Here is a 22,277-nt window from a genome sequence, read left to right on the forward strand (position 1 = left end):
GTTTCGGGGGACCGACATGCGAATCCGTAGCACCACGATCTTCTTGGCGCTGGCCGCAGCCGGCGCGCTTTCACTGCAGCCCGCGCATGCGGCAACGCAGAACAAGCCGCATCGCCACAGCGCGCAAGCCAAGGCGCCCGCCGCCGACGAGCAGCGCCTGGACCGAGACGATGCGCGCTATTTCCTCACCCGCGTCGGCTTTGCGCCTTCCGAAAGCGAACTCGACGCCTACGCCGGGCTTACGCACCGCGAAGCTGTCGACCGCGTCCTTGCCCAGACGGGCACCGTTGCCACGCAAGCGCCCCCAGCGTGGGTGAACGAGCCGATCATCCCGTACAACAAGCTGCCGGACGAAGACGCCCGCAAGGCGGCACGCCAGAAGAACGCTGCGCACGAGCTGGAGCTGCGCGCGTGGTGGATGGGCGAGATGATCAAGACGCCGTCACCGCTGACCGAGCGCATGACGCTGTTCTGGCACAACCATTTCGTTTCCAGTTCGCAAAAGGTGCCGTTTGCACAGTTGATGTACCGGCAGAACGTGCTGCTGCGGCAGAACGCGGTGGGCAACTTCGGCACGATGCTGCACGCCATCGGTAAAGACCCGGCGATGTTGATTTACCTGGATGGCGCCGAAAGCCGCAAGGGCAAGCCGAACGAGAATTTCGCCCGTGAAGTGATGGAGCTGTTCACGCTGGGAGAAGGGCATTACACCGAGCAGGACATCAAAGAGGCAGCGCGCACCTATACGGGCTGGAGCATCGACCGCGAGCACGATTTCGCCTACATCTGGCGGCCGCAGATTCACGACACGGGCGTGAAGACGGTTTTTGGCCAGAGCGGCGATTACGACGGCGACCAGATGCTCGACATCCTGCTGTCTCGCCCCGAGACGGCCAACTTCATCGTCACCAAGCTGTGGCATGAGTTCGTTTCGCCAGACGTGGACGCGGCACAGGCGCAGCGCGTGGCCGATGCGTTCCGGGCAAGCGGCTACGACATCAAGGTGGCGTTGCGCGAGCTGTTCCTGGCGCCGGCGTTCTGGGCGCCGCAATCGCATGCGACGCTGGTGAAGTCGCCGGTGGAGATGATTGTCGGCACGTTGAAGCAGTTCAATGTGCAGTACACCGACCCGACGCCGTTTGCCATCAAGTCTGCGCAGCTGGGGCAGAACCTGCTGGCCCCGCCCAACGTGAAGGGCTGGCCCGGCGGCGATGCTTGGATCAACTCGACCACGCTGCTGGGGCGCAAGCAGTTTCTTGATCAACTGTTCCGCTCGACGGAGATGAAGGCGCCCCCGGCCAAGCAACAGGCGCAACAGCAGAAGCCCGGCATGATGGTGGCCGCCATGCGCGAAGACCTGAAGCAGGGCGGTGCCGTGCAGGGCCTGGGTCAGGCGCTCAAGGGCATGGGGCAGGAAGGTCGCTTCAAGCTGGCGCAGTCGCAGACGATGGTGTCGTTCAACTCGGACAAATGGCTCGCGCAGTTCGGTGCGGATGGAGATGACCCGCCGCAACTTGCACCGCGCATCTCGATCCAGCGCGCGGTGTTGCCGATCGAGCCGACCGCGCCGATTCCCGTCAAGCTGGCCGGTACGGCGTACCTGCGCACGCTGATGATGGACCCGGCTTTCCAGTTGAAGTAACACCACCGCCGCAGGAGCACACATCATGGAACGTCGCGATTTTCTGAAGGCCGGCGCCATGCTCGGCATGGGTGGCGCAGTACCGGGGATTGTCTTTGCGCAAGGGCAAGACAAGCGCAAGGGCTATGGCAACCTGCTCATCCTCATCGAACTCAAGGGCGGCAACGACGGGCTGAACACCGTGGTGCCGTACACGAGCGCCCAGTACTACGCGCTGCGCCCGCGCATTGCCGTCAAGCGGGAGCAGGTGCTGCAGCTGGATGACCGTTACGGGCTGCATCCGTCTTTGCAGGCAATGATGCCGTTGTGGCAAGCGGGGGAGTTGTCGGTGGTGCAGGGGTTGTCGTATCCGCAGCCGAATCTCTCGCACTTTCGCTCGATCGAGATCTGGGACACGGCCTCGCGCTCCGACCAATACCTGCGCGAAGGCTGGCTGACGCGTGCATTTGCCGCGCGGCCTGTGCCATCATCGTTCGGCGCCGACGGCGTGATCATCGGCAGTGCTGATCTCGGCCCGCTCGACGGCGGCGCACGCGCCGTCGCGCTGGCCAATCCGGATGCGTTCCTCAACGAAGCCAAACTGGCGATGCCTTCTCACGCGATGGGCAACGCCACGCTCGCGCACGTGCTGAAGGTCGAGGCGGACATTGTCAAAGCCGCCGACGGGCTGCGTCCGAAGTCTGGCAAGTTCGCGTTCCGGACGCACTTTCCTGACGGCGGGTTCGGCAACTCGATCAAGGCGGCGATGCAGGTGGTGGCAGCTCCGGGCCATGGCGGTGCGGATGTTGCCGTGGTGTGCCTGTCGCTCGGCAGTTTTGATACCCATACCAACCAGCAGGGCACGCAGGCGAACCTGCTGCGGCAGTTGGGCGAAGGCATCGCTTCGCTCAAGAGCGCGTTGACCGAGCTGGGCCGCTGGAACGACACGCTGATCGTCACGTATTCCGAGTTTGGCCGCCGCCCGCGCGAGAACCTGAACAACGGTACGGATCACGGCACGGCTGCCGCGCATTTCGTGGCCGGTGGCCGCGTCAAGGGCGGGCTGGCCGGGCAGGGGCCAATGCTTGAACGCCTGGACGGCGGCGGCAATCTCGACCCGTCGGTTGATTTCCGGTCGCTTTACGCCACGGTGCTGGAGCGCTGGTGGGGGATGGATTCGCAGCCGGTGCTGGCGGGGCGGTTTGCGCCGCTGGATCTCATCAAAGCCTGATCAACCGCGGATCTGCGTCTTCCAGGCCAGCCACAGCTTGCGCAGTGGCGTCAGGTCCGTGCGCTGCGTGAGCACCTGAAAGCCGTCGGCTTCCACCTCGTCGAGCAGGCGCATGGCCAGCACGCCGCGAATCAGCGCTGAACGCTGCGCGCGCCGATCTTCTGCCGGCAGCGCGGCCAGTGCCTCCTTGTAGGTCGCGCGGGCACGCTCGGCCTGAAATGCCATCAACGGCTTAAAGCCCTCTGCATAGCGGCGGTTGAACAGATCGGCGGCCGGCACGTTGAAGCGCTGCAGTTCGTCTACGGGGATGTAGACGCGGTTGTGGCGCACGTCTTCGCCCAGGTTCCTGACGAAATGAACGAGCTGCTCGGCGAGTGCCATCAGCCGCGCGAATTCAAGCGTGCGCGCATGCGTTTGTCCGGCAATGCGAGCCGTCAGCCGACCTGCCACGCCCGCCACCTGATCGCCGTGGCGGCGCAGATTGGGCCAATCCAGATAGCGGTTCTGCATGGCGTCAGCCTCGACGCCGGCCAGCAATTCGCCCAGGTGCACCGCGCCGATATCGTAAGCGGCCAGATGCGGCTGCAATGCCCTGGCCGCCGGGTGTTCGGGACGACCGTCAAACAGCCGCACCAGCTCTTGCCGCCACCACTGCAGCTTTGATTGCACGACCGCCGGATCGCTCGCATCGCGCACGGCGTCTTCCAGCTCGCGGCGTACGGCTTCCAGGGCGATGGTCGCGCGGCGGCGTTCGGGTGCCAGAAACAATACGCTGTAGTACACGTCGCTGCCGGGCGGGGCCGCTTTGTCGGCGCAGTAATCGTCGGGGGTCACGGAAAGGGCCGTCGTGGTGAGGTTTGAAGCAGGGCGGCCATTCTACAGCGCGTTGCAGTGCAGCATGCCGTAAAGCCTTGCCTGAGCACTTGCCAAGAAAAGTCAATCAGACGCGGCCGTGTCGTTGACCCTGCGCATTGCCGTGGGTATATTACTGACCGGTCAGTTATTTACTGAGAGCGTGTCATGCCAGCGTTGCGTTTGCCGTACCCGCATTCCGACTCCACCGGTTTCTCCGACACGCGGTCTCGGCCGCGCACGCGTTCATTGCCGATGACGACATCGGCCGCCTTGTTGATCGGCGCGGCGCTGCTGGCCGGCTGCAGCAAGGAGGCGCCCAAGGCGCCCGAAGTGCGCCCTGTGCGCACCATGACGGTCACTAGGGAGCAGGGCGCCGGCACGGCCGAGTTCTCAGGCGACGTACGCCCACGCATTGAATCGCGCCTGGGCTTCCGCGTGCCGGGCAAAATCGTCGCCCGCCTGGTGGACGTGGGCGCCACCGTCAAGAAAGGCCAGGTGCTCGCGCGGCTGGACCCGACCGATCTCGCCCTCGCCCAGCAATCGTCCCAGGCTCAGTTGTCCGCCGCCAAGACCGACCGCGATCTGGCCGCGGCGGATCTCAAGCGCTATTCCGAGCTGTTCGCCAAGGGCTTCATCAGCGCGGCCGAACAGCAACGCCATCAAGCCAACTATGACGCCGCCCAGGCTCGCTACGAGCAAGCCGGGGCCGGCTATCGCAACCAGGTGAACCAAGCCGGATATGCCACGCTTGAAGCCGACGCCGATGGCGTGGTGACGGGCGTCGATGCCGAAGTCGGGCAGGTGGTTTCGGCCGGACAGCCGGTCGTGCGCGTGGCGCAGACGGCAGAGAAGGAAGTCGTGGTCGGCATTCCCGAAGACCAGGTCGATACGCTGCGCAAATCGCCCGAGGTGAGCGTCAAGTTGTGGGCGGATCAGTCGCGCAGCATTCCGGCCAAGGTACGCGAGATTGCACCGGCGGCCGACCCGCTCACGCGCACGTACACCGTGAAGATTTCGGTACCGAATCCGCCGCCTGAACTGAGGCTCGGCATGACGGCAGTGGCCACGTTTGTGCGGCCCGGCGGTGGCGCAGACAGCGGCGGCATGGGCGTACGCGTGCCGATCAGCGCGCTGCTGCAGGACCAGGGCAAGAACGTGGTGTGGCTGTACGACGCCGCATCGCAAACGGTAAAACCCGTGCCGGTGACGGTAGGCGCGCCGCGCGACAACGTGCTGCTGGTGACGAGCGGCCTGCAACCCGGCCAAACCATCGTGACCGCTGGCGTGCACCTGCTCAAGGCCGGCCAGAAAGTGATGCCGATGGCGCCGGCCGATCAGCCGTCGGCGCAGTCCGCCATCACGCCGCGCCGGTAAGCCACACCCGGCTTCCGCCCCAACACGCCAACCTTCGCGCGTATGGAACATTCCCGTTTCAACCTGTCACGCTGGGCGCTTGAACATCAGCCGCTCACGCGCTTCTTGCTGGTGGCGCTGTTGCTCGGCGGCATCTTTGCGTATTCCAAGCTGGGGCAGGATGAAGATCCGCCCTTCACCTTCCGCGCGATGGTCGTGCAGGCCTTCTGGCCCGGCGCCACGGCCGAGCAGATGTCGCGCCAGGTGACCGACAAGATTGAGAAGGCGCTGCAGGAAGTGCCGTACGCCTGGAAGATCCGCAGCTACTCCAAGCCAGGCGAAACGCTCGTGACCTTCCAGCTGGCCGACACGTCGCCCGCCAAGGAGACGCAGCAGCTTTGGTACACGGTGCGCAAGAAGGTGGGTGATATCGCGCCCACGTTGCCGCAAGGCGTGCGCGGGCCGTACTTCAATGATGATTTCGGCGACGTGTATGGCTCGATTTATGCGCTGTCCGCCGATGGCTTCACATACCGGCAGCTCAACGACTACGCCGATGCGATCCGCCAGCAATTGCTGCGCGTGCCCAACGTCGCCAAGGTCGAACTGCTGGGCGATCAGGACGAGAAGATCTACATCGAGTTCCAGCAGGCCAAGCTGGCGCAGATGGGGATGGACATCAACAGCATCGCCACGCAGATCAGCCAACAGAACAACATCGGCCCCAGCGGTGTGCTGGTCACGCCGACCGACAACGTGCAGATCCGCCTGTCGGGCCAGTTTTCGGACATCCGCGATCTGGAGAACCTGACGCTGCGCGGCCCTGGCGGCACGACAAACATCCGACTGGGCGACATTGCCACGGTCAAGCACGGCTACGTCGACCCGCCGCACGCCAAGATGCGCTTCAACGGCAAGGAGGTGATCGGTCTGGGCATCTCGATGACCAAGGGCGGCGACATCATCCAGCTCGGCAAGGACTTGCGCGCCACGGTCGACAGGATCCGCGCAAAGCTGCCGGTCGGCATCGAGATGCAGCAAGTGCAGAACCAGCCGAAATCGGTGCAGAGCTCTGTGGGCGAATTCGTGCATGTGCTGATCGAGGCAGTGGTGATCGTGCTGGGCGTGAGTTTTCTCTCGCTCGGCTTGCACACCAAGCCGAAGCTGCGCATTGACGTGTGGCCGGGTCTGGTGGTGGGCCTGACGATCCCGCTGGTGCTGGCGGTGACGTTCCTGTTCATGAACATCTTCGACATCGGGCTGCACAAGATTTCGCTTGGTGCGCTGATCATCGCGCTGGGCCTGCTGGTGGACGACGCGATCATCGCGGTGGAAATGATGGTGCGCAAGCTGGAAGAGGGCTTCTCTAAGATGGAGGCGGCCACCTTCGCGTACACCTCGACCGCCATGCCGATGCTGACCGGCACGCTCATCACCGCCACGGGTTTCCTGCCGGTGGGGCTCGCGCGCTCGACGGTGGGCGAATACACGTTCGGCATCTTTGCGGTGACGGCGCTGGCGCTGGTGCTTTCGTGGTTTGCGGCGGTGGTGTTCGTGCCGTATCTCGGCTTCCTGTTGTTGCGAACCACATCGCATGTGGATGGCGGTGGCCACCATGAGCTATTCGACACGCCGTTCTACAACCGTTTCCGCGGCTGGGTGAACTGGTGCGTGGAGTACCGCAAGACGGTGATCGTCATCACGCTGGTGGCGTTTGGGCTGGGCGTGTTCGGCTTCAAGTATGTCGAGAAGCAGTTCTTCCCCGACTCGAGCCGCCCAGAGCTGATGGTCGAGCTGTGGCTGCCGGAAGGCTCCAGCTTCAACCAGACAGAAGCCGAAGCCAAGCGCTTTGAAGCGCTGATGCGCAAGGAGCAGAACGTCGATAGCGTGACGCTGTTCATCGGCTCCGGCGCGCCGCGCTTTTACTTGCCGCTGGACCAGATTCTTCCGCAGACGAACGTGGCACAGGCCATCGTGATGCCCACTTCGCTGGAGGCGCGCGAGGGCGTGCGGCAACACGTCATCGGGTTGCTCAAGTCGCAATTTCCGCATCTGCGTGGCCGGGTGAAGCTGCTGCCGAACGGGCCGCCGGTGCCGTATCCGGTGCAGTTCCGCGTGATGGGCCCGGATATTGGCGGGGTGCGCAAGATCGCCGATCAGGTGAAGGCCATCATGAGCGCCAACCCGAACACGGTGGGCGTGAACGACAACTGGAACGAGAACGTCAAGGTGCTGCGCCTGGACATCGACCAGGACAAGGCGCGCGCGCTCGGCGTGTCGACCGGTTCCATCTCGCAGGTCACGCAGACGGTGATGTCCGGCGCGCCCATCGCCCAATACCGCGACGGCGACAAGCTGCTCGACATCGTGATGCGTCCGCAGGAGGACGAGCGCAACACGCTCGACGCACTGCAGCGCGTGCAAGTCCCGACCAGCAGTGGCCGTACGGTGCCCCTGACGCAAGTGGCGCGAGTTGGTTTTGCGTGGGAACCCGGTGTGATCTGGCGCGAGAACCGCGACTACGGCATCACCGTGCAATCCGACGTGGTGGACGGCGTGCAGGGCCCGACCGTGACAGCGCAGATCAACCCGCTGCTCGACAAGATTCGCGCTGACTTGCCGCCGGACTATCAGATCAAGATTGCCGGCGCGGAAGAGGAAAGTGCCAACGCGGGTGCGTCCATTGCTGCGCAGATGCCGCTGTGCATCTTCATCATCTTCACGCTGCTGATGCTGCAGCTGCACAGCTTCTCGCGCTCGGTGATGGTGTTCCTGACCGGGCCGCTGGGGCTGATCGGTGCGGCAGCCACGTTGCTGCTGCTGCGTGCGCCGATGGGCTTTGTCGCGCAGCTTGGCATTACCGCGCTGATCGGGATGATCATCCGCAACTCGGTCATTCTGGTGGACCAGATCGAGCAGGATGTGGCGGCCGGCGTCCCAACGTGGAATGCCATCGTCGAGGCAGCCGTGCGTCGGTTCCGGCCGATCATCCTGACCGCTGCGGCGGCGGTGCTTGCAATGATTCCGCTGTCGCGCAGCGTGTTCTGGGGTCCGATGGCCGCCGCCATCATGGGCGGGTTGATCATCGCCACGGTGTTGACGCTGCTGTTCCTGCCCGCACTGTATGCGGCGTGGTTCCGCGTCAAGCGACCCGAGGCGCAGGCGGCGGCACCGGCAGCCTGACGTTTGCGTTCTTTGACAGGTGCTAGGGAGGGGACTCGAACCCCTCTACCACGCCATGCGGGGCGGGGGATGGAAACCCCCGACCGACTGCGATATAATCGCGGGCTTCCTTTCCGGCGCCCCTAGCTAGGGGCGCCGCGATCCATCCGGCGAGGGTGGCGAAATTGGTAGACGCACCAGGTTTAGGTCCTGACGCCAGCAATGGTGTAGGGGTTCGAGTCCCCTCCCTCGCACCAAAACTCCTTTGAAGATCAACGATTTAGATTTTTAGGTCATTAAAAATCTAACCGTTCTCTTGCCAGATTTACACTCCATTTGCCCCATTTTTGGGGGCGGCCTTGAGCCGTTGCGCGTGCGAGGGCAGCATATCCGGCCCGCTGCGAGCCAAGAAAAAAGGGCGACCGACTCGTCGCCCTTTTTTCTTGGTCATCCGCTCGCCAGTTAGCGGGACTTCTTCGCAATATCCTTCGCTGCTTCCTTGACGTCTCCCGCATCCTTGCGCGCTTGGCCGCCAGCCTGCTGAAGGTCGCCCTTCAATTCCCGCGCAGGATTGTTCGTCGCTTTACCCAAGGTCTCGTTGACCTTGCCCTTCATTTTCTCGACAGTACCTTTCACTTGGTCCTTGTTCATGATCCGCTCCTTTGAAAATGCGCCCTTGCGCACTGCGGAGTGGTAGCAGCTGGCGTGCCCGGCGGCCAGAGCGTTACGTGCCCAGTTGCTCTGCGAGCCCGAGAAGTATTCCCTCAGGGCCTCTGATGTAGCACAACCGATAGACGTCGCCATATTGGACGACGTCCCCGACAATGGTGGCGCCGCGTTTCTCGAGCCGGGCGAGCGTATCGTCGATGTCGTCGACGGTGAACATGATCCGCAGATAACCGAGTGCGTTGACAGGCGCGACGCGATGATCGGCGACCACGGGCGGGTTCAGAAAACGGGAAATCTCCACGCGGCTATGACCGTCCGGGGTGCGCATCATGGCGATCTCAACGCGCATGCCGGGCAATCCCGTGACGCCATCTGCCCAGTCTCCCTCGATCGGGGTGCGCCCCTCAAGTTCGAGGCCGAGTTCGGCGAAGAATGCTATGGCGGCATCGATGTCGGCAACGACAATACCGACGTTGTCCATACGCGTCACGGTCATGCGGGTTCCTCGGCTGCAAGTCTGACTGGCCAGCACTTTGCCAGTGTTTCAGTTCTTGGCGCATGGGCAAGCCAAATCATGGGGGATTCGAGTCCCCTCGCGCCGCTCACCTCATTCTGAGATTTGTCCAGACAACGGCACTACGCATCCGGCGTTCCGAGCGCCTTATTGATCCGCAGCGCCACCAGCGTCCCCACCACGCCTGAGAGCAGGTACAGGCTGACCGCTCCGAGCCCGAACAGCGACGACAAACCTAGGGCCACGAGCGGCGCGAATGCCGCACCGAACAGCCATCCAAAATCGGTCGTCAGCGCAGCCCCGGTGTAGCGGAATCGGCTTTCGAAGTTGGACGTCACCACGCCGGCTGCCTGTCCGTACGACAGCCCCAGCAGGCCAAAGCCGACCAGAATGAAGATGTCCTGCCCAGCAACACCGCCATCGAGCAGCCACGGCGCGGCCAGACTGAAGATGCCGATCAGAACTGCCATGGCCGCCAAGGTGGTGCGTCGACCGAAACGGTCTGCGATCACGCCGGAGACCAGCGTACCCACAAACGCAATCGCTGCGCCGATGATCTGGACGGTCAGCACGGCAGGCACGGTTTGTGTCTTGCGCAGCGACACCCATGACAGCGGAAACACGGTGACCAGGTGGAATAGCGCGTAGCTTGCCAACGCGGCAAAGGCGCCCAGGAAGATATTGAAACCCTGGGCGTTCACCATCTGCAAAGTGCTGATGGGTTCCAGATCTTCTTCCTCAAGCAGTTGCGTGTATTCGTGCGTGACCACCAGCCGCAGCCGCGCAAACAGCGCCACCACGTTGATGGCGAAGGCGACGTAGAAGGGGTAGCGCCAGCCCCACTCGATAAATTCCTGAAAGTTCAGGCTGGTGTAGAGGAACAGGAACAGCGCGCCAGCGATGATGAAGCCGGTGGGCGCGCCCAGTTGCCCAACCATGGCGTACCAGCCGCGCTTGTTTTCCGGCGCGTTCAATGCCAGCAGCGATGGCAGGCCGTCCCACGAACCGCCAAAGGCGATGCCCTGCATGAAGCGGAACAGTGCCAGCAGATAGATTGCCGAATGGCCGATCGATGCATACGACGGCAAGAACGCAATGCCCACTGTGGCCGTGCCAAGCAAGAACAACGACGCCGTCAGCTTGGTGCTGCGCCCCCATCGGCGCTGGATCCGCATAAACAGCGCCGTGCCGAAGGGGCGGCCAATGAAGGCGAACGAGAACACCGTGAAGCTGAACAACAGCCCGGCCAGTTCACTCGCAAACGGAAAGTACACCGTAGGGAAAACCAGCACCGAGGCAATGCCATAGACGAAAAAGTCGAAGTACTCCGACGCTCGCCCGATCACGACGCCTATGGCGATCTCTGCCGGTGCAACGTCATGGTGACCTGGTGCCGGAGGTGCAGTGGGCGACGCGCGATGCTGGTGGGTCAGACTTGCCATCGTGGAGTCTCCATCGAGATTTCGGGGGAGGGGGATGTCGTACGGCGATCTAAAAGTCCGTCATCACAAGACCAGAATAGCGCCTAAACTGCAACGACAAGTCGAAAGATCGTTGGGCCATCCCAGCGCGACGTTAACCAAACGCCACTTCCGAGACCCATGCCACGCTTCAATGCAGTAGTGACACCCCTTGGAATTACGGGAAGGTCGCTTTGGCGAGGTGCAGCAATTGCCTTGTTGGTGACCCTAACTGGTTGTAGCAATGCCGTGCTGTTGTCGCCGGCTGGCGACATGGCGGTACGACAGCGGGACTTGATCATCATTGCAACATGCCTGATGTTGCTGATCATCGTGCCCGTGATCTTTCTCACGCTGCTGTTTGCGTGGCGATATCGGGAGAGCGCTGAAAACGCGAACTACAACCCCGATTGGGACCATTCCACCGTGCTGGAGCTGGCCATCTGGGCCGCGCCGCTGCTGATCATCATCACGCTGGGCGCCATCACCTGGGTCAGCACCCATCAACTGGATCCGTATCGGCCGCTAACCAGGCTGGATCAGCACCGTCCGGTGCCCGCCGAGACCAAGCCGCTCACCGTGGAAGTGGTGGCAATGGACTGGAAGTGGCTGTTCGTCTATCCCGAGCAAGGCATTGCCACTGTCAACGAGCTGGCTGCGCCCGTCGACCGCCCGATTGCGTTCCGGATTACGGCTACCACGGTCATGAACGCGTTCTTCGTGCCGTCGCTGGCAGGCATGGTCTATGCGATGCCGGGCATGGAAACGAAGCTTCATGCGGTGATCAACCGGCCCGGCGTGTATGACGGGTTCTCTTCCAACTACAGCGGCGCAGGCTTTTCGCACATGCGGTTCAAGTTCCATGGGCTGTCGAACCAGGACTTTGACCAGTGGGTTCAGCAGGTCAAATCGTCGGGCACGTCGCTGTCGAAGGACACCTACCTGAAGCTGGCCAAGCCCAGCGAGAGCGAACCCGTGCAGCGGTACGCCAGCGTGGCACCAGACCTTTATGACCGCATCCTGAACCGCTGTGTGGATGGCCAGGCATGCCTGGCAGACACCATGGCGAGCAACCGCAACGTGAGGCGCTTCGATCCGTCGGCGGAAATCTGTACCGCCAGCAATACGGCCGATGCCATGCCGATGTTTGCGCCGGATGCGGCCATCAACGATGGTCGAAGGCTGTTGCGGTAGCCGAGGGCCTTGCGTCGATCCGGCCCTTTGCGCTTTTCAGCTCTTTCAGTCCCTCTGACGTTTTTCGCCAACATTGATCGGCCAGAATTGGTCAATACAGGCCCAGGTGACATCCATGCCCGAGCGTTCCGAACTCGCCAACATGATCTTTGGCCGCCTGACGTGGGAGGCCATTCCGTATCACGAGCCCATCCTGCTCGCTACCTTTGCGGTCGTCGCGCTTGGCGGCCTTGTGGTGATCGGAGCGCTGACGTACTTCCGCGTCTGGGGCTACCTCTGGCGTGAATGGTTCACCAGCATCGACCACAAGAAGATCGGCATCATGTACGTCGTGCTGGGCATCGTCATGCTGCTGCGGGGTTTTGCCGATGCCGTGATGATGCGGATCCAGCAGGCGGTGGCGTTTGGCGACAACCTCGGCTACTTGCCGCCGCATCACTACGACCAGATCTTCACCGCGCACGGCGTGATCATGATCTTCTTCGTGGCCATGCCGCTGGTGACGGGGCTGATGAACTTTGTCATGCCGTTGCAGATTGGCGCGCGCGACGTGGCGTTTCCGTTCCTCAACAACTTCAGTTTCTGGATGACCACGGGCGGCGCCATCCTGGTGATGATGTCGTTGTTCGTGGGCGAATTCGCCCGCACCGGCTGGCTGGCCTATCCGCCGCTTTCCGGCATCCTTGCGAGCCCCGACGTGGGCGTCGATTACTACATATGGGCGTTGCAGATAGCAGGCGTCGGGACCGTGCTATCAGGCATCAATTTGCTGGTCACCATCGTCAAGATGCGTGCGCCCGGCATGACGCTGATGCGCATGCCGATCTTCACGTGGACGGCGCTGTGCACTAACGCGCTGATCGTTGCAGCGTTTCCAGTGCTGACGGCCGCTGTGACGCTGCTCGCATTGGACCGCTATGTCGGCACCCATTTCTTTACGGTCGAGCAGGGCGGCAGCGCGATGATGTATGTGAACCTGATCTGGATCTGGGGCCATCCCGAGGTCTACATCCTGGTGCTGCCCGCGTTCGGCATCTTCTCGGAAGTGGTGGCAACGTTTTGCCGCAAGCGCCTGTTCGGCTACGCGTCGATGGTGTACGCGACGGTCGTGATCACCGTGCTGTCTTACCTGGTCTGGCTCCATCACTTCTTCACCATGGGCTCCGGTGCCAGCGTCAACTCGTTCTTCGGGATCACGACGATGATCATCTCGATCCCGACCGGGGCCAAAATCTTCAACTGGCTGTTCACGATGTATCACGGCAAGATCCGCTTCGAGCCGCCGATGCTGTGGACTATCGGGTTCATGGTCACCTTCGTAGTGGGCGGCATGACCGGCGTGCTGCTGGCGGTGCCGCCCGCGGATTTCTCGCTGCACAACAGCCTGTTCCTGATCGCACACTTCCACAACGTGATCATTGGCGGCGTGCTGTTCGGTCTCATGGCAGGCATCACCTACTGGTTCCCCAAGGCATTTGGCTACCGCCTCGTGTCGTCGTGGGGCAAGGCTTCGTTCTGGTTCTGGTTTGTCGGCTTCTATTTCGCGTTCATGCCGCTGTATTGGCTGGGCATGCTTGGGGTGACACGCCGCATGAACCATTTCGATGATCCGTCCTTGCAGATCTGGTTTCAGATCGCTGCGTTTGGCGCGCTGCTGATCGCCATCGGCATCGCCTGCTTCCTGATCCAGCTTGTGGTCAGTTTCCGGCGCCGAGAGGAGCTGCGCGATACGACCGGCGACCCGTGGAACGGCCGCACGCTGGAGTGGTCGACCTCGTCACCGCCGCCGCAGTACAACTTCGCGTTCACGCCGCTCGTACATGACGCCGACGCGTGGTGGCAGATGAAGCAGTACGGCTACCGGCGTCCGCAGGAGGGCTTCAAGCCCATTCACATGCCCAAGGGCACCGCCGCAGGGATCGTGCTCGCGGGGCTGTCCACGGTGTGCGGCTTTGCGCTGATCTGGCATATCTGGTGGCTGGCCATCCTGTCGTTCGGGGCCACGATCGTCTCGGCAATCATTCACACCTTCAACTACAAGCGCGATTACTACATCCCGACGGAAGAGGTGATCCGGACCGAAGCATCGCGCACCCAACTGATGGCAGGCCATGGCTGACACGACCGCACCTTTGCATGTGACCGGCCCCACGGGTACCACCACGGTGGATGACGTACCGCCGGGCGGCTACCAGTTCCACGTCACCGAAGAACCGCATGTGCCAAATGGCACGCTGCTCGGGTTCTGGCTGTACCTGATGAGCGACTGCCTGATATTTGCATGCCTATTTGCCGCGTATGGCGTGTTGGGCCGCGAGTATGCAGGCGGGCCTACCGGGGCAGAGCTGTTCGAGCTGCCACTGGTGGCGCTCAACACATCGTTCCTTCTGCTGTCGTCCATCACCTACGGCTTTGCGATGCTGCAGATGCAGCAGAACAAGGTCTCCGCCATGCAGATCTGGCTGGCCATCACGTGGGTCTTCGGCGCAGCGTTTCTTGCGGTGGAACTTTACGAATTCGCACACCTGATACACGAGGGCGCGGGCCCCGCGCGTAGCGCGTTCCTGACCTCGTTCTTCTCACTGGTCGGCACGCACGGGCTACACGTGACGTTTGGCCTGATCTGGCTGATCGTGCTGATGGTGCAAGTGTCAAAGCACGGGCTGATCACAGCCAACAAGCGCCGGCTGATGTGCCTGTCGATGTTCTGGCACTTTCTGGACGTTGTCTGGATCGGCGTCTTTACCTTCGTCTACCTGATGGGAACGCTGCCATGAGCGCGCAAGATCAAACGATGAACGGACACGGTGATGCCCACGATGGTCATCACCACGAAGAAGAGATCGGACCGCACGCCACGCTGGGCGGCTACCTGACGGGTTTCGTGTTGTCCGTCTTCCTGACGGCGGTTCCGTTCTGGCTGGTGATGGGGAACGTCTTCGACAGATCATCGACCACGGCGGTGGCGATTCTGCTCATCGGCGCGGTGCAGATCGTGGTGCACATGATTTACTTCCTGCACATGAACGCCAAGTCAGAGGGCGGCTGGAACATGCTGTCGCTGATGTTCACGCTGGTGCTGGTGGTCATTACGCTCAGCGGTTCGCTCTGGGTGATGTACCACCTGAACGCGAACATGATGCCGCATATGCGTCCGCCAACGCAGTCGAGCCCCGTCAGCCTGCCGGCCCGAACACAGTAGGACCGTATGCACGTTCCGGAAATCATCGTCACCGATGCGGCGGATGACGAATCGATCCAGGTCATCGGCAAAGGGCTGAACCACTTCAACGATCAACACGTCGGCTATGGCGACCGGCAACCGCTTGCCGTGCTGGTCCGCGATCCGCAGAGCGGCGACGTGGTGGGCGGCGCGAGCGGGCGGACATCGCTGGGGTTGCTATTTCTCGATCTGTTCCATCTGCCCGAGACGTTGCGCGGCATGGGCCTCGGCACCGAGGTGTTGCGCAGGTTTGAAGAAGAGGGGCGCCGCCGCGGTTGCCGCTCGGCGGTGGTCTATACGATCAGCTTTCAGGCACCACAGTTTTACGAACGCAACGGCTGGGTGCGGTTTGGAGAGGTCCCTTGCGACCCGCCCGGTACGAGCCGGATCTTCCTCAGCAAGACGCTGTGAGTTAAGCCCTCAAGGCTTCACGTTCTCTTGCGCAGCGGCTTCGAGGTACTCGAGAAAGCGGCTTGCTACCGGCTCTGCATCGCCCGTGCGTCGTAATGACAGCACGGGCGATTCTTTTTTGCCGCCAGCCAGGGGCACAAAGCTGACGCGTGCGTCGCCGGCGTGCTGTAGCGTCTTGGGCACCAGCGCCACGCCCATGCCGAACCCCACCATCGTCACCACCGTTTGCCACAGCCGTGCCTCGTGACGAATCACGGGGCTGAAACCGGCATCTACGCACAGCGCGATGATCAGGTCGTGATAGTGCGGCGACACGGTGCGCGGAAAGAGGATGAACGGCTCTTGCGCAAGCGCATCCAGCCCCACGCTCTTGCGACGCGCCAGCGCGTGGCCAGCGGGCAAGCAGGCGACGAAGGGTTCCGAGAAGATCGGCGTGGAAACGACTTCGGTGGGAAACGTGCCCCAGTACGCGCAACCCAGGTCGATCTGCTGGCGCTGGATCGCCTGGACCTGCTCGCCGGTGTTCATCTCGCGCAGGATGATTTCCACGGCGGGGTGATCGGCCTCGAAGCGCTCCACCGCGCGTGGCAGGCCGCGATACAGCATCGAATTGACAAAGCCGACACGAAGCCGGCCCGCCAGCCCGTGCGCGGAGCGCTGCGTGATGCGCTCGACTTCCGCCGCTTGCTGCAACAGCTTGCGGGCCTCGTCCAATAGCACTTGGCCGGCGTTGGTAAGCGCCACGCTCTTGTTGGTGCGCGCGAGCAATTGGACGCCCAGTTGATCCTCGAACTTGCGGATGTCGAAACTCAGGGCGGGTTGCGAAATGAACAGCCGTTGCGCCGCACGCCCGAAGTGCAGTTCTTCCGCCACGGCAACGAAGTAGCGCAGCTGTTTCAGGTCCATGGCCGCCTAGTTGAACGATAAGAGATATTTATCGTACCGGATAAAACCTGTATTGGACGATTATCGATGGCGTTTCTATGCTGGCCGGACAAAACAGGAGACAGCGAGGCCCCCGCATGAATGACATCGCTCGCCAGCCGCTTACGACCCATCCGAGCGGCCATCAAAATATCCCCGACAGCCGGGGCATCAATTTCTTTCACGTCGATCCGGACCTCGGGCGTCTCTTGCGCCTGTATCTGGGCGACGCCCGATACCGCGAGCTGGAGCCGCAGCTCAAGTCGCTCGGCCAGCGCGCCTCGGACGAACTCGACGCCTGGGCCATCAGCGCGGATCACAATCCGCCGCAGCTTCGCCACCGCACCCGCCGCGGCGAAGCCTTGCAAAGCATCGACAAGCACCCCGATTACATTGCGCTCGAACGCGTGGCCTATGCCGAGCTTGGTCTCGCATCGATGAGCCATGCCGGCGACGCACCGCCGCCGCTGGTCAAATACGCGCTCACATATCTGTTCGTGCAGGCCGAGTTCGGCCTGTGCTGCCCCGTCAGCATGACGGATTCGCTCACGCGCACGTTGCGCAAGTTCGGCGACGCGGCGTTGGTGGCGCGTTATCTGCCGATGCTGACTTCGCGCGACTTTGATGTGCTGTACCAGGGCGCGATGTTCATGACCGAGCAGGCGGCCGGGTCGGACGTCGCACGCATCGCCACGCGTGCCGCCTTGGAAACCGCGCCCGACGGTACACAAACGTGGCGCCTGTACGGCGACAAATGGTTCTGCTCGAACGCGGATGCCGATCTCGCCATGGTGCTCGCCCGCCCGGACGGGGCACCATCCGGCATCAACGGCTTGGCACTGTTCCTGTTGTCCAAGACGCTGCGCGATGGCTCGCGCAACCACTACCGCATCGTCCGCCTGAAAGACAAGCTGGGCACCCGCTCGATGGCCAGCGGCGAGATCGTGCTTGAGGGCGCCACCGCATACCTGATCGGCGAGATCGGCCGAGGCTTCCACCAGATGGCCGACATGATCAACATGTCGCGCCTATCTAACGGCGTGCGCGCTGCGGGACTGATGCGCCGCGCCACCACCGAAGCGTTGCACATTGCGCGCAACCGCGAAGCCTTTGGCCGCAAGCTGATCGACATGCCGTTGATGCAGCGCCAGCTTCTGAAGATGCTGCTGCCGACGGAGCAGGCGCGGTCGATGTTCATGCAGATCGCGCAACTGATGCCGCTGGCCGATGCAGGCGACGCGCAAGCCGCCAAATGCGTGCGCATCCTGACGCCGCTCATCAAGTTCCGCGCTTGCCGCGATGCGCGCCGCGTGACCGGAGACGCGATGGAGGTGCGCGGCGGCACCGGCTACATCGAAGAGTGGAGCGATGCGCGCCTCGTGCGTGACGCCCATCTGGGCTCTATCTGGGAAGGCACGAGCAACATCGTCGCGCTTGACATTGCACGCGCTGTGAAGCGCGAAGGCGCGTTGGAGCCGTTGCGCGCTTATCTCATCGGCATGCTCGATGGCGTCACGCTGCCGCCGGAGAGCGACGCCTTGCTGCGCGCCACGCTCGATCGCGTATGCCGCGCAATCGCCAAGGTGGCTGAAGACGGCAGCGACGAACTGGTGCGCCAAGTCGGCTCCGCGCTGTATCACATCACCACGGCCATCTTCATGGCGGTGGAAGGCGTGCGTCTGGCGCCGGACCATCGCCGGCTGGCGCTTGCGCATCTGGTGCTGCGTCACAAACTGCTACCGGTCGATCCGCTGGCCTTGCTCGAGAACGATGACGCATTGCTGCTCGATGCACTCGTCAAGCAGCGCGAGGTGTCGTTTGCGCTCGCCGTGCAGGCCTTGCCGACTGGAGACGCGCAATGAGCGCAATCCACGGTGCATTGCACGGCCTGAAGGTCATCGACCTGAGCCGCGTGCTCGGCGGCCCATATTGCACGCAGGCGCTTGCCGATCACGGCGCGCAGGTCATCAAGCTGGAACCGCCGGTCGGCGACGAGACTCGCACCTGGGGCCCGCCGTTCGACGAGAGGGATACCGCCTGGTACTTCAATGGCGTCAACCGCAACAAGCTCGGTATCTCGGTCGACCTGTCGAACGAAGAAGGCCGCGCCGTGCTCTGGCAATTGCTGGAAGACGCCGATGTGCTGGTCGAAAACTTCAAGCCTGGCACGCTCGCCCGCTGGGGCATGGATTTCGAGCGCGACCTGCAGCCGCGCTTTCCGCGCTTGATCCACTGCGCCGTCTCGGGGTTCGGCCCTGACGGCCCGCTCGGTGGGCTACCTGGCTACGACGCCGCCGTCCAGGCCATGGCAGGCCTGATGAGCGTCAATGGTGAACGCGACGGCGGCCCGATGCGCGTCGGCCTGCCGATCGTCGACATGGTGACGGGGCTCAACGCGCTCGCCGGCATCCTGCTTGCGCTGGCCGAGCGCGAGAAGAGCGGCCGCGGGCAATCGATCGATATTGCGCTGTACGACTGCGGTGTGTCGCTGCTGCATCCGCATCTTCCCAACTACTTTGGTTCGGGCAAGGTGCCCCAGCGCAGCGGCAATGCGCACCCGAACATCGCGCCGTACGACAGCTACCAGACCGGTACCGCGCCGATTTTTCTGGCGGTAGGCAACGATCGCCAGTTCGCCAAGCTTTGCACGCATATCGGCGCGGCGGAGCTGGCGCAAGACGCGCGCTTTGCCGACAACCGCAGCCGCTGCGCGCATCGCGCGGAGCTGAAGCACGCGCTGGAAACACAACTGGCGCGCTTCGACTGCGAGACGCTTGCGCAAGACCTGATTCACGGCGGCGTTCCGTGCGGGCCGGTGTTGACGGTCGATGTAGTGGCGCGCCATCCGCATACGCTGCACCGGCAGATGGTGGTGCAGCTGGGTGAGTACCGTGGGACCGGGTCGCCGATCAAGCTGTCGCGCACGCCAGCCACGTATCGCAACGCTCCGCCCGCACTCGGTGCCGATACCGATGCCGTGCTCGCTTCGCTCGGCATTGACGCAGACACCCGTCAGCGCTTGTTCCAGGCCGGCGTACTGAAATGAAATAAGGCAGGTTCACCACAACAAGGCAGACAGCCCAGCAGAGGCTGCGCCAAACCGGCAGTACCACCAAGGAGACAAACATGCCTCACCAGCCTGCGCCCCAGACCGACGCGGCCGCAAACCTGCAACCGCGCCGCGCTGCGGTGGCCGCGTTTATCGGCACCACCATCGAGTGGTACGACTTCTACATCTACGGCCTTGCTGCCGCGCTTGTCTTCGGCAAGGTGTTCTTCTCCAAGACGCTGGACCCGGGCATCGCCACGCTGCTGTCGTTCGTCACGCTGTGGGCCGGTTTTGCGGCGCGGCCCATCGGCGGGATCATCTTTGGCCATCTGGGCGACAAGATTGGCCGCAAGACCACACTCATCATCACGCTCATCCTGATGGGCTTGGCGACGATGGGAATCGGCCTGCTTCCGGGCTATGCGCAGATCGGCATGTGGGCGCCGGTGGGCTTGGTGGTGCTGCGCGTGATCCAGGGCGTGGCCGTGGGCGGCGAGTGGGGCGGTGCGGTGCTGATCGCCAGCGAGAGCGCGCCCAAGCGCAAGAGCATTCTGTACTCGGCGTTTGCACAGCAAGGTTCGCCCACGGGCAACCTGCTGGCGACGCTGGTGTTCTTTGCGCTGAGCGCATTGCCGACACCGCAGTTCATGCTGTGGGGCTGGCGCGTGCCGTTCCTGTTGTCGGCGCTGCTGGTGATTGTCGGCATGATCATCCGCCTGAAGCTGGAAGAGTCGGATGACATGAAGCGCGTGCTGGCGCAGAAGAAGACCGTCAAACTGCCGCTCAAAGACGTGGTGCGTGACCACTGGGGCCTGGTGCTGCTGGGTGCAGGCACGCTGCCGCTCATTCACGTGACGTACCTGAAGAGCAATTTCGCGCTCGCATGGGCGACGAAGGAACTCGGCTACGCGCAGGACACCTTCCTTGGCATCATCGCGATTGCGTTGGTGGTCCAGTTCATCACGCAGCCAATCGGTGCATGGCTGGTTTCGCGCATGGACATGCGTCGAGCCATCTGCCTGATGGTGCTGCCTGAATTCCTGCTCATGCCAGTGATGTTCTTTGCCATCGAGACCAAGGTGTATTGGATTGCGCTGCTCGGCATGTGCCTGGCAACGATTCCGCATTCGATGTTCTACGGTGCCATCGGCGGCATTCTGGCGCGCGTGTTCCCGACGCGCATTCGCTATACGGGGTTGTCGCTGGCGTATCAACTGTGTTCGCTCGTGGTGGGCGGCGGCACGCCCGTGTTCGCACAGTGGATGCTCAACAGCAGCGGCAATATCGTGGGCGTGGCGGTGTCGTCGGCGCTGTATGCGCTGGTGTCGCTGGCGTGCACGCTGGTGCTGCTCAACCGCACGGGCTATCGGGCAGACGAGTTGTCCACCGCCGAACGCGCAGATGCGATGGACCTGGGGCAGGGTGATGCCGATGTCTCCCGGCTGCTCGCGGGCCCTGCGGCCAAGCCGATCGCTGCTGTCTGAGTTGCTGTGGGCACCGTGTCCTACACGAAATGTGCGGTGGCGCACCTGCCGCACGTTCCCTACGATGGCAAGGCGAGCCATACGAAACGGGGAAGCGTGCCATGTCCATCTTTGACGAGAACGAGCATCGCGAAGCCTTCTGGGAAACCGTACGCCAGGCGATTGAGGCGCGCCACCAAGCCGATGAAGCCCGTCGGGCAGGGCGGTTGACTGGGCTGTCAATCGGCCTGTCGGTGGCTGCGCTGGCGGTTGCGCTGATGGCTTGGAGGCGCCGGTCCCCGGAGGATGTGACCTAGCGTCATGTAGCAGCCTGCCGCCGATTCTGAGCACTGCCTTTCGAATTCCCGTTTGCGAAGAGGGTTTTGCGCCCATAAAATGAGAATGATTCTCATTTGTATGGACGCGATGCGTGCGTGTTCTGCGTGCGTCCGGTTAATTTCCGGGAGCCCGCATGCCTGCCGTTCAGCCAGAGCCGCTGTACGACACCGACACGTCCATCGACGCGCTCTATATGCAGCACTGCGATTGGCTTTTTGCGTGGCTGCGCAAAAAGCTCGCGTGCGCGGAAGAAGCGGCGGACGTGTTGCACGACACCTTCATGCGTGTGCTGGCTGCGCCCGACACGCTGAACGAGGTGCGCGAGCCGCGCGCGTACCTGACGACTACCGCCAAGCATTTGATGATCGACCGGGCGCGCCGCCGACGCGTCGAATGCGCATGCCTGGACGAATTGACATTGAGGTCTGCGCAGTTCGCGCATGCGCCGTCGCCGGAGCAACGCCTGGCACAGGCGCAGGCGTTGCAGCACACAAGCGCGATGCTGGAAACGCTGTCGCCCAGTGCGCGCGAGGCAGTGCGGTTGCGCTACATCGAAGGGGAGTCCCATGCGTGCATTGCCGAGCAGCTTGGCAAATCAACGCGCATGGTGCGTAAGTATCTTGTGCAGGCCGTGGAGCGTTGTGCGACATGTGCGATGACCTGATCGAAAGAAATTTCTCCAGCCAGTTCCGCTTTCGCAGTGTGGATCGTCGATGGATGTGGAAACCACATGCATCTTCCAACACACCATGCCAAAGCAAACGAACACAACAACGGTTTTTCCATCCGACACGACTTGCCATACGAGA

Annotated in this window: 19 protein-coding genes and 1 tRNA gene; 15 read left to right on the forward strand and 5 right to left on the reverse strand. The window is 62.8% G+C overall.

Features of this window, described 5'->3' with window-relative positions; translation table 11 throughout:
• Positions 1-16 precede the first annotated feature (16 nt).
• Together NG898_RS06115 and NG898_RS06120 are read left to right on the forward strand one after the other, a co-directional pair.
• A complete protein-coding gene (locus NG898_RS06115) occupies positions 17-1,642 on the forward strand; it encodes a DUF1800 domain-containing protein (protein ID WP_252691502.1) in 1,626 nt (541 codons plus the stop codon).
• A 25-nt stretch (positions 1,643-1,667) separates the two neighbouring features.
• Entirely contained in the window at positions 1,668-2,852 is a 1,185-nt protein-coding gene (locus NG898_RS06120; RefSeq protein WP_252691503.1) for a DUF1501 domain-containing protein, read from the forward strand.
• On the opposite strand, the gene hpnD is transcribed toward NG898_RS06120, so the two are convergent.
• Positions 2,853-3,686 (reverse strand): presqualene diphosphate synthase HpnD, encoded by an 834-nt coding sequence (gene hpnD, locus NG898_RS06125; RefSeq protein ID WP_252691504.1) that lies wholly within the window; start codon positions 3,684-3,686, stop codon positions 2,853-2,855.
• A gap of 186 nt (positions 3,687-3,872) precedes the next feature.
• On the opposite strand from hpnD, the gene NG898_RS06130 reads away from it, so the two are divergent.
• From NG898_RS06130 to NG898_RS06140, 3 genes are all read left to right on the forward strand, one after another.
• Positions 3,873-5,081: an efflux RND transporter periplasmic adaptor subunit gene (locus NG898_RS06130; protein ID WP_252691505.1), complete on the forward strand. Its 1,209-nt coding sequence runs from the start codon at positions 3,873-3,875 to the stop codon at positions 5,079-5,081.
• A 42-nt stretch (positions 5,082-5,123) separates the two neighbouring features.
• Positions 5,124-8,243 (forward strand): efflux RND transporter permease subunit, encoded by a 3,120-nt coding sequence (locus NG898_RS06135; RefSeq protein ID WP_252691506.1) that lies wholly within the window; start codon positions 5,124-5,126, stop codon positions 8,241-8,243.
• A 149-nt stretch (positions 8,244-8,392) separates the two neighbouring features.
• Positions 8,393-8,479: transfer RNA gene (locus NG898_RS06140), tRNA-Leu, on the forward strand.
• 205 nt (positions 8,480-8,684) lie between these two features.
• Here the strand turns inward: NG898_RS06140 and NG898_RS06145 are convergent.
• The 3 genes from NG898_RS06145 to NG898_RS06155 form a co-directional block, all read right to left on the reverse strand.
• Positions 8,685-8,873 carry a CsbD family protein gene (locus tag NG898_RS06145; RefSeq protein WP_252691507.1) on the reverse strand — a complete coding sequence of 63 codons (189 nt, stop codon included), beginning with the start codon at positions 8,871-8,873 and terminating at the stop codon, positions 8,685-8,687.
• A gap of 73 nt (positions 8,874-8,946) precedes the next feature.
• Entirely contained in the window at positions 8,947-9,387 is a 441-nt protein-coding gene (locus NG898_RS06150; protein WP_252691508.1) for a VOC family protein, read from the reverse strand.
• A 140-nt stretch (positions 9,388-9,527) separates the two neighbouring features.
• On the reverse strand, positions 9,528-10,847 hold the full coding sequence (locus tag NG898_RS06155) for an MFS transporter (RefSeq protein ID WP_252691509.1): 1,320 nt from the start codon (positions 10,845-10,847) through the stop codon (positions 9,528-9,530).
• Between the two features lie 159 nt (positions 10,848-11,006).
• Here NG898_RS06155 and cyoA point away from each other — a divergent pair, with 159 nt between their 5' ends.
• From cyoA to NG898_RS06180, 5 genes are all read left to right on the forward strand, one after another.
• Positions 11,007-12,059: a ubiquinol oxidase subunit II gene (gene cyoA / locus NG898_RS06160; protein WP_252691510.1), complete on the forward strand. Its 1,053-nt coding sequence runs from the start codon at positions 11,007-11,009 to the stop codon at positions 12,057-12,059.
• 115 nt (positions 12,060-12,174) lie between these two features.
• Entirely contained in the window at positions 12,175-14,178 is a 2,004-nt protein-coding gene (gene cyoB / locus NG898_RS06165; protein WP_252691511.1) for a cytochrome o ubiquinol oxidase subunit I, read from the forward strand.
• Positions 14,171-14,836, forward strand: a complete 666-nt coding sequence (gene cyoC / locus NG898_RS06170; RefSeq protein ID WP_252691512.1) for a cytochrome o ubiquinol oxidase subunit III — start codon at positions 14,171-14,173, stop codon at positions 14,834-14,836. The genes cyoB and cyoC overlap by 8 nt, the downstream gene beginning before the upstream one ends.
• Complete coding sequence (cyoD, locus tag NG898_RS06175) at positions 14,833-15,261, forward strand: cytochrome o ubiquinol oxidase subunit IV (RefSeq protein ID WP_252691513.1); 429 nt, start codon at positions 14,833-14,835, stop codon at positions 15,259-15,261. The genes cyoC and cyoD overlap by 4 nt, the downstream gene beginning before the upstream one ends.
• Before the next feature lie 6 nt (positions 15,262-15,267).
• Positions 15,268-15,693: a GNAT family N-acetyltransferase gene (locus tag NG898_RS06180; protein ID WP_252691514.1), complete on the forward strand. Its 426-nt coding sequence runs from the start codon at positions 15,268-15,270 to the stop codon at positions 15,691-15,693.
• Between the two features lie 9 nt (positions 15,694-15,702).
• Here NG898_RS06180 and NG898_RS06185 read toward each other — a convergent pair whose 3' ends face one another.
• Complete coding sequence (locus tag NG898_RS06185; protein ID WP_252691515.1) at positions 15,703-16,599, reverse strand: LysR family transcriptional regulator; 897 nt, start codon at positions 16,597-16,599, stop codon at positions 15,703-15,705.
• Positions 16,600-16,715: 116 nt separating this feature from the next.
• On the opposite strand from NG898_RS06185, the gene NG898_RS06190 reads away from it, so the two are divergent.
• The 5 genes from NG898_RS06190 (at position 16,716) to NG898_RS06210 (ending at position 22,132) form a co-directional block, all read left to right on the forward strand.
• Positions 16,716-18,479 (forward strand): acyl-CoA dehydrogenase family protein, encoded by a 1,764-nt coding sequence (locus tag NG898_RS06190; protein WP_252691516.1) that lies wholly within the window; start codon positions 16,716-16,718, stop codon positions 18,477-18,479.
• On the forward strand, positions 18,476-19,663 hold the full coding sequence (locus NG898_RS06195; protein WP_252691517.1) for a CaiB/BaiF CoA transferase family protein: 1,188 nt from the start codon (positions 18,476-18,478) through the stop codon (positions 19,661-19,663). Before NG898_RS06190 ends, NG898_RS06195 begins: the two co-directional genes overlap by 4 nt.
• Before the next feature lie 80 nt (positions 19,664-19,743).
• Positions 19,744-21,150: an MFS transporter gene (locus NG898_RS06200; protein WP_252691518.1), complete on the forward strand. Its 1,407-nt coding sequence runs from the start codon at positions 19,744-19,746 to the stop codon at positions 21,148-21,150.
• Between the two features lie 101 nt (positions 21,151-21,251).
• Positions 21,252-21,446: a hypothetical protein gene (locus NG898_RS06205; protein ID WP_252691519.1), complete on the forward strand. Its 195-nt coding sequence runs from the start codon at positions 21,252-21,254 to the stop codon at positions 21,444-21,446.
• Between the two features lie 155 nt (positions 21,447-21,601).
• The gene (locus NG898_RS06210) at positions 21,602-22,132 is read left to right on the forward strand and encodes a sigma-70 family RNA polymerase sigma factor (protein ID WP_252691520.1); all 531 of its coding nucleotides are present in this window, start codon (positions 21,602-21,604) and stop codon (positions 22,130-22,132) included.
• Positions 22,133-22,277: the final 145 nt, after the last annotated feature.

Source organism: Ralstonia mojiangensis, assembly GCF_023955645.1.
GTDB classification, from domain to species: domain Bacteria; phylum Pseudomonadota; class Gammaproteobacteria; order Burkholderiales; family Burkholderiaceae; genus Ralstonia; species Ralstonia mojiangensis.

Coding starts and splice junctions, on each gene's coding strand:
- NG898_RS06200 (WP_252691518.1), top strand. CDS start 19,744: ATGCCTCACCAGCCTGCGCCCCAGACCGACGCGGCCGCAAACCTGCAA.
- NG898_RS06145 (WP_252691507.1), bottom strand. CDS start 8,873: ATGAACAAGGACCAAGTGAAAGGTACTGTCGAGAAAATGAAGGGCAAG.
- cyoD (WP_252691513.1), top strand. CDS start 14,833: ATGAGCGCGCAAGATCAAACGATGAACGGACACGGTGATGCCCACGAT.
- NG898_RS06115 (WP_252691502.1), top strand. CDS start 17: ATGCGAATCCGTAGCACCACGATCTTCTTGGCGCTGGCCGCAGCCGGC.
- NG898_RS06130 (WP_252691505.1), top strand. CDS start 3,873: ATGCCAGCGTTGCGTTTGCCGTACCCGCATTCCGACTCCACCGGTTTC.
- NG898_RS06205 (WP_252691519.1), top strand. CDS start 21,252: ATGTCCATCTTTGACGAGAACGAGCATCGCGAAGCCTTCTGGGAAACC.
- cyoB (WP_252691511.1), top strand. CDS start 12,175: ATGCCCGAGCGTTCCGAACTCGCCAACATGATCTTTGGCCGCCTGACG.
- NG898_RS06195 (WP_252691517.1), top strand. CDS start 18,476: ATGAGCGCAATCCACGGTGCATTGCACGGCCTGAAGGTCATCGACCTG.
- NG898_RS06155 (WP_252691509.1), bottom strand. CDS start 10,847: ATGGCAAGTCTGACCCACCAGCATCGCGCGTCGCCCACTGCACCTCCG.
- NG898_RS06185 (WP_252691515.1), bottom strand. CDS start 16,599: ATGGACCTGAAACAGCTGCGCTACTTCGTTGCCGTGGCGGAAGAACTG.
- cyoC (WP_252691512.1), top strand. CDS start 14,171: ATGGCTGACACGACCGCACCTTTGCATGTGACCGGCCCCACGGGTACC.
- NG898_RS06120 (WP_252691503.1), top strand. CDS start 1,668: ATGGAACGTCGCGATTTTCTGAAGGCCGGCGCCATGCTCGGCATGGGT.
- NG898_RS06150 (WP_252691508.1), bottom strand. CDS start 9,387: ATGACCGTGACGCGTATGGACAACGTCGGTATTGTCGTTGCCGACATC.
- cyoA (WP_252691510.1), top strand. CDS start 11,007: ATGCCACGCTTCAATGCAGTAGTGACACCCCTTGGAATTACGGGAAGG.
- NG898_RS06135 (WP_252691506.1), top strand. CDS start 5,124: ATGGAACATTCCCGTTTCAACCTGTCACGCTGGGCGCTTGAACATCAG.
- NG898_RS06180 (WP_252691514.1), top strand. CDS start 15,268: ATGCACGTTCCGGAAATCATCGTCACCGATGCGGCGGATGACGAATCG.
- NG898_RS06210 (WP_252691520.1), top strand. CDS start 21,602: ATGCCTGCCGTTCAGCCAGAGCCGCTGTACGACACCGACACGTCCATC.
- NG898_RS06190 (WP_252691516.1), top strand. CDS start 16,716: ATGAATGACATCGCTCGCCAGCCGCTTACGACCCATCCGAGCGGCCAT.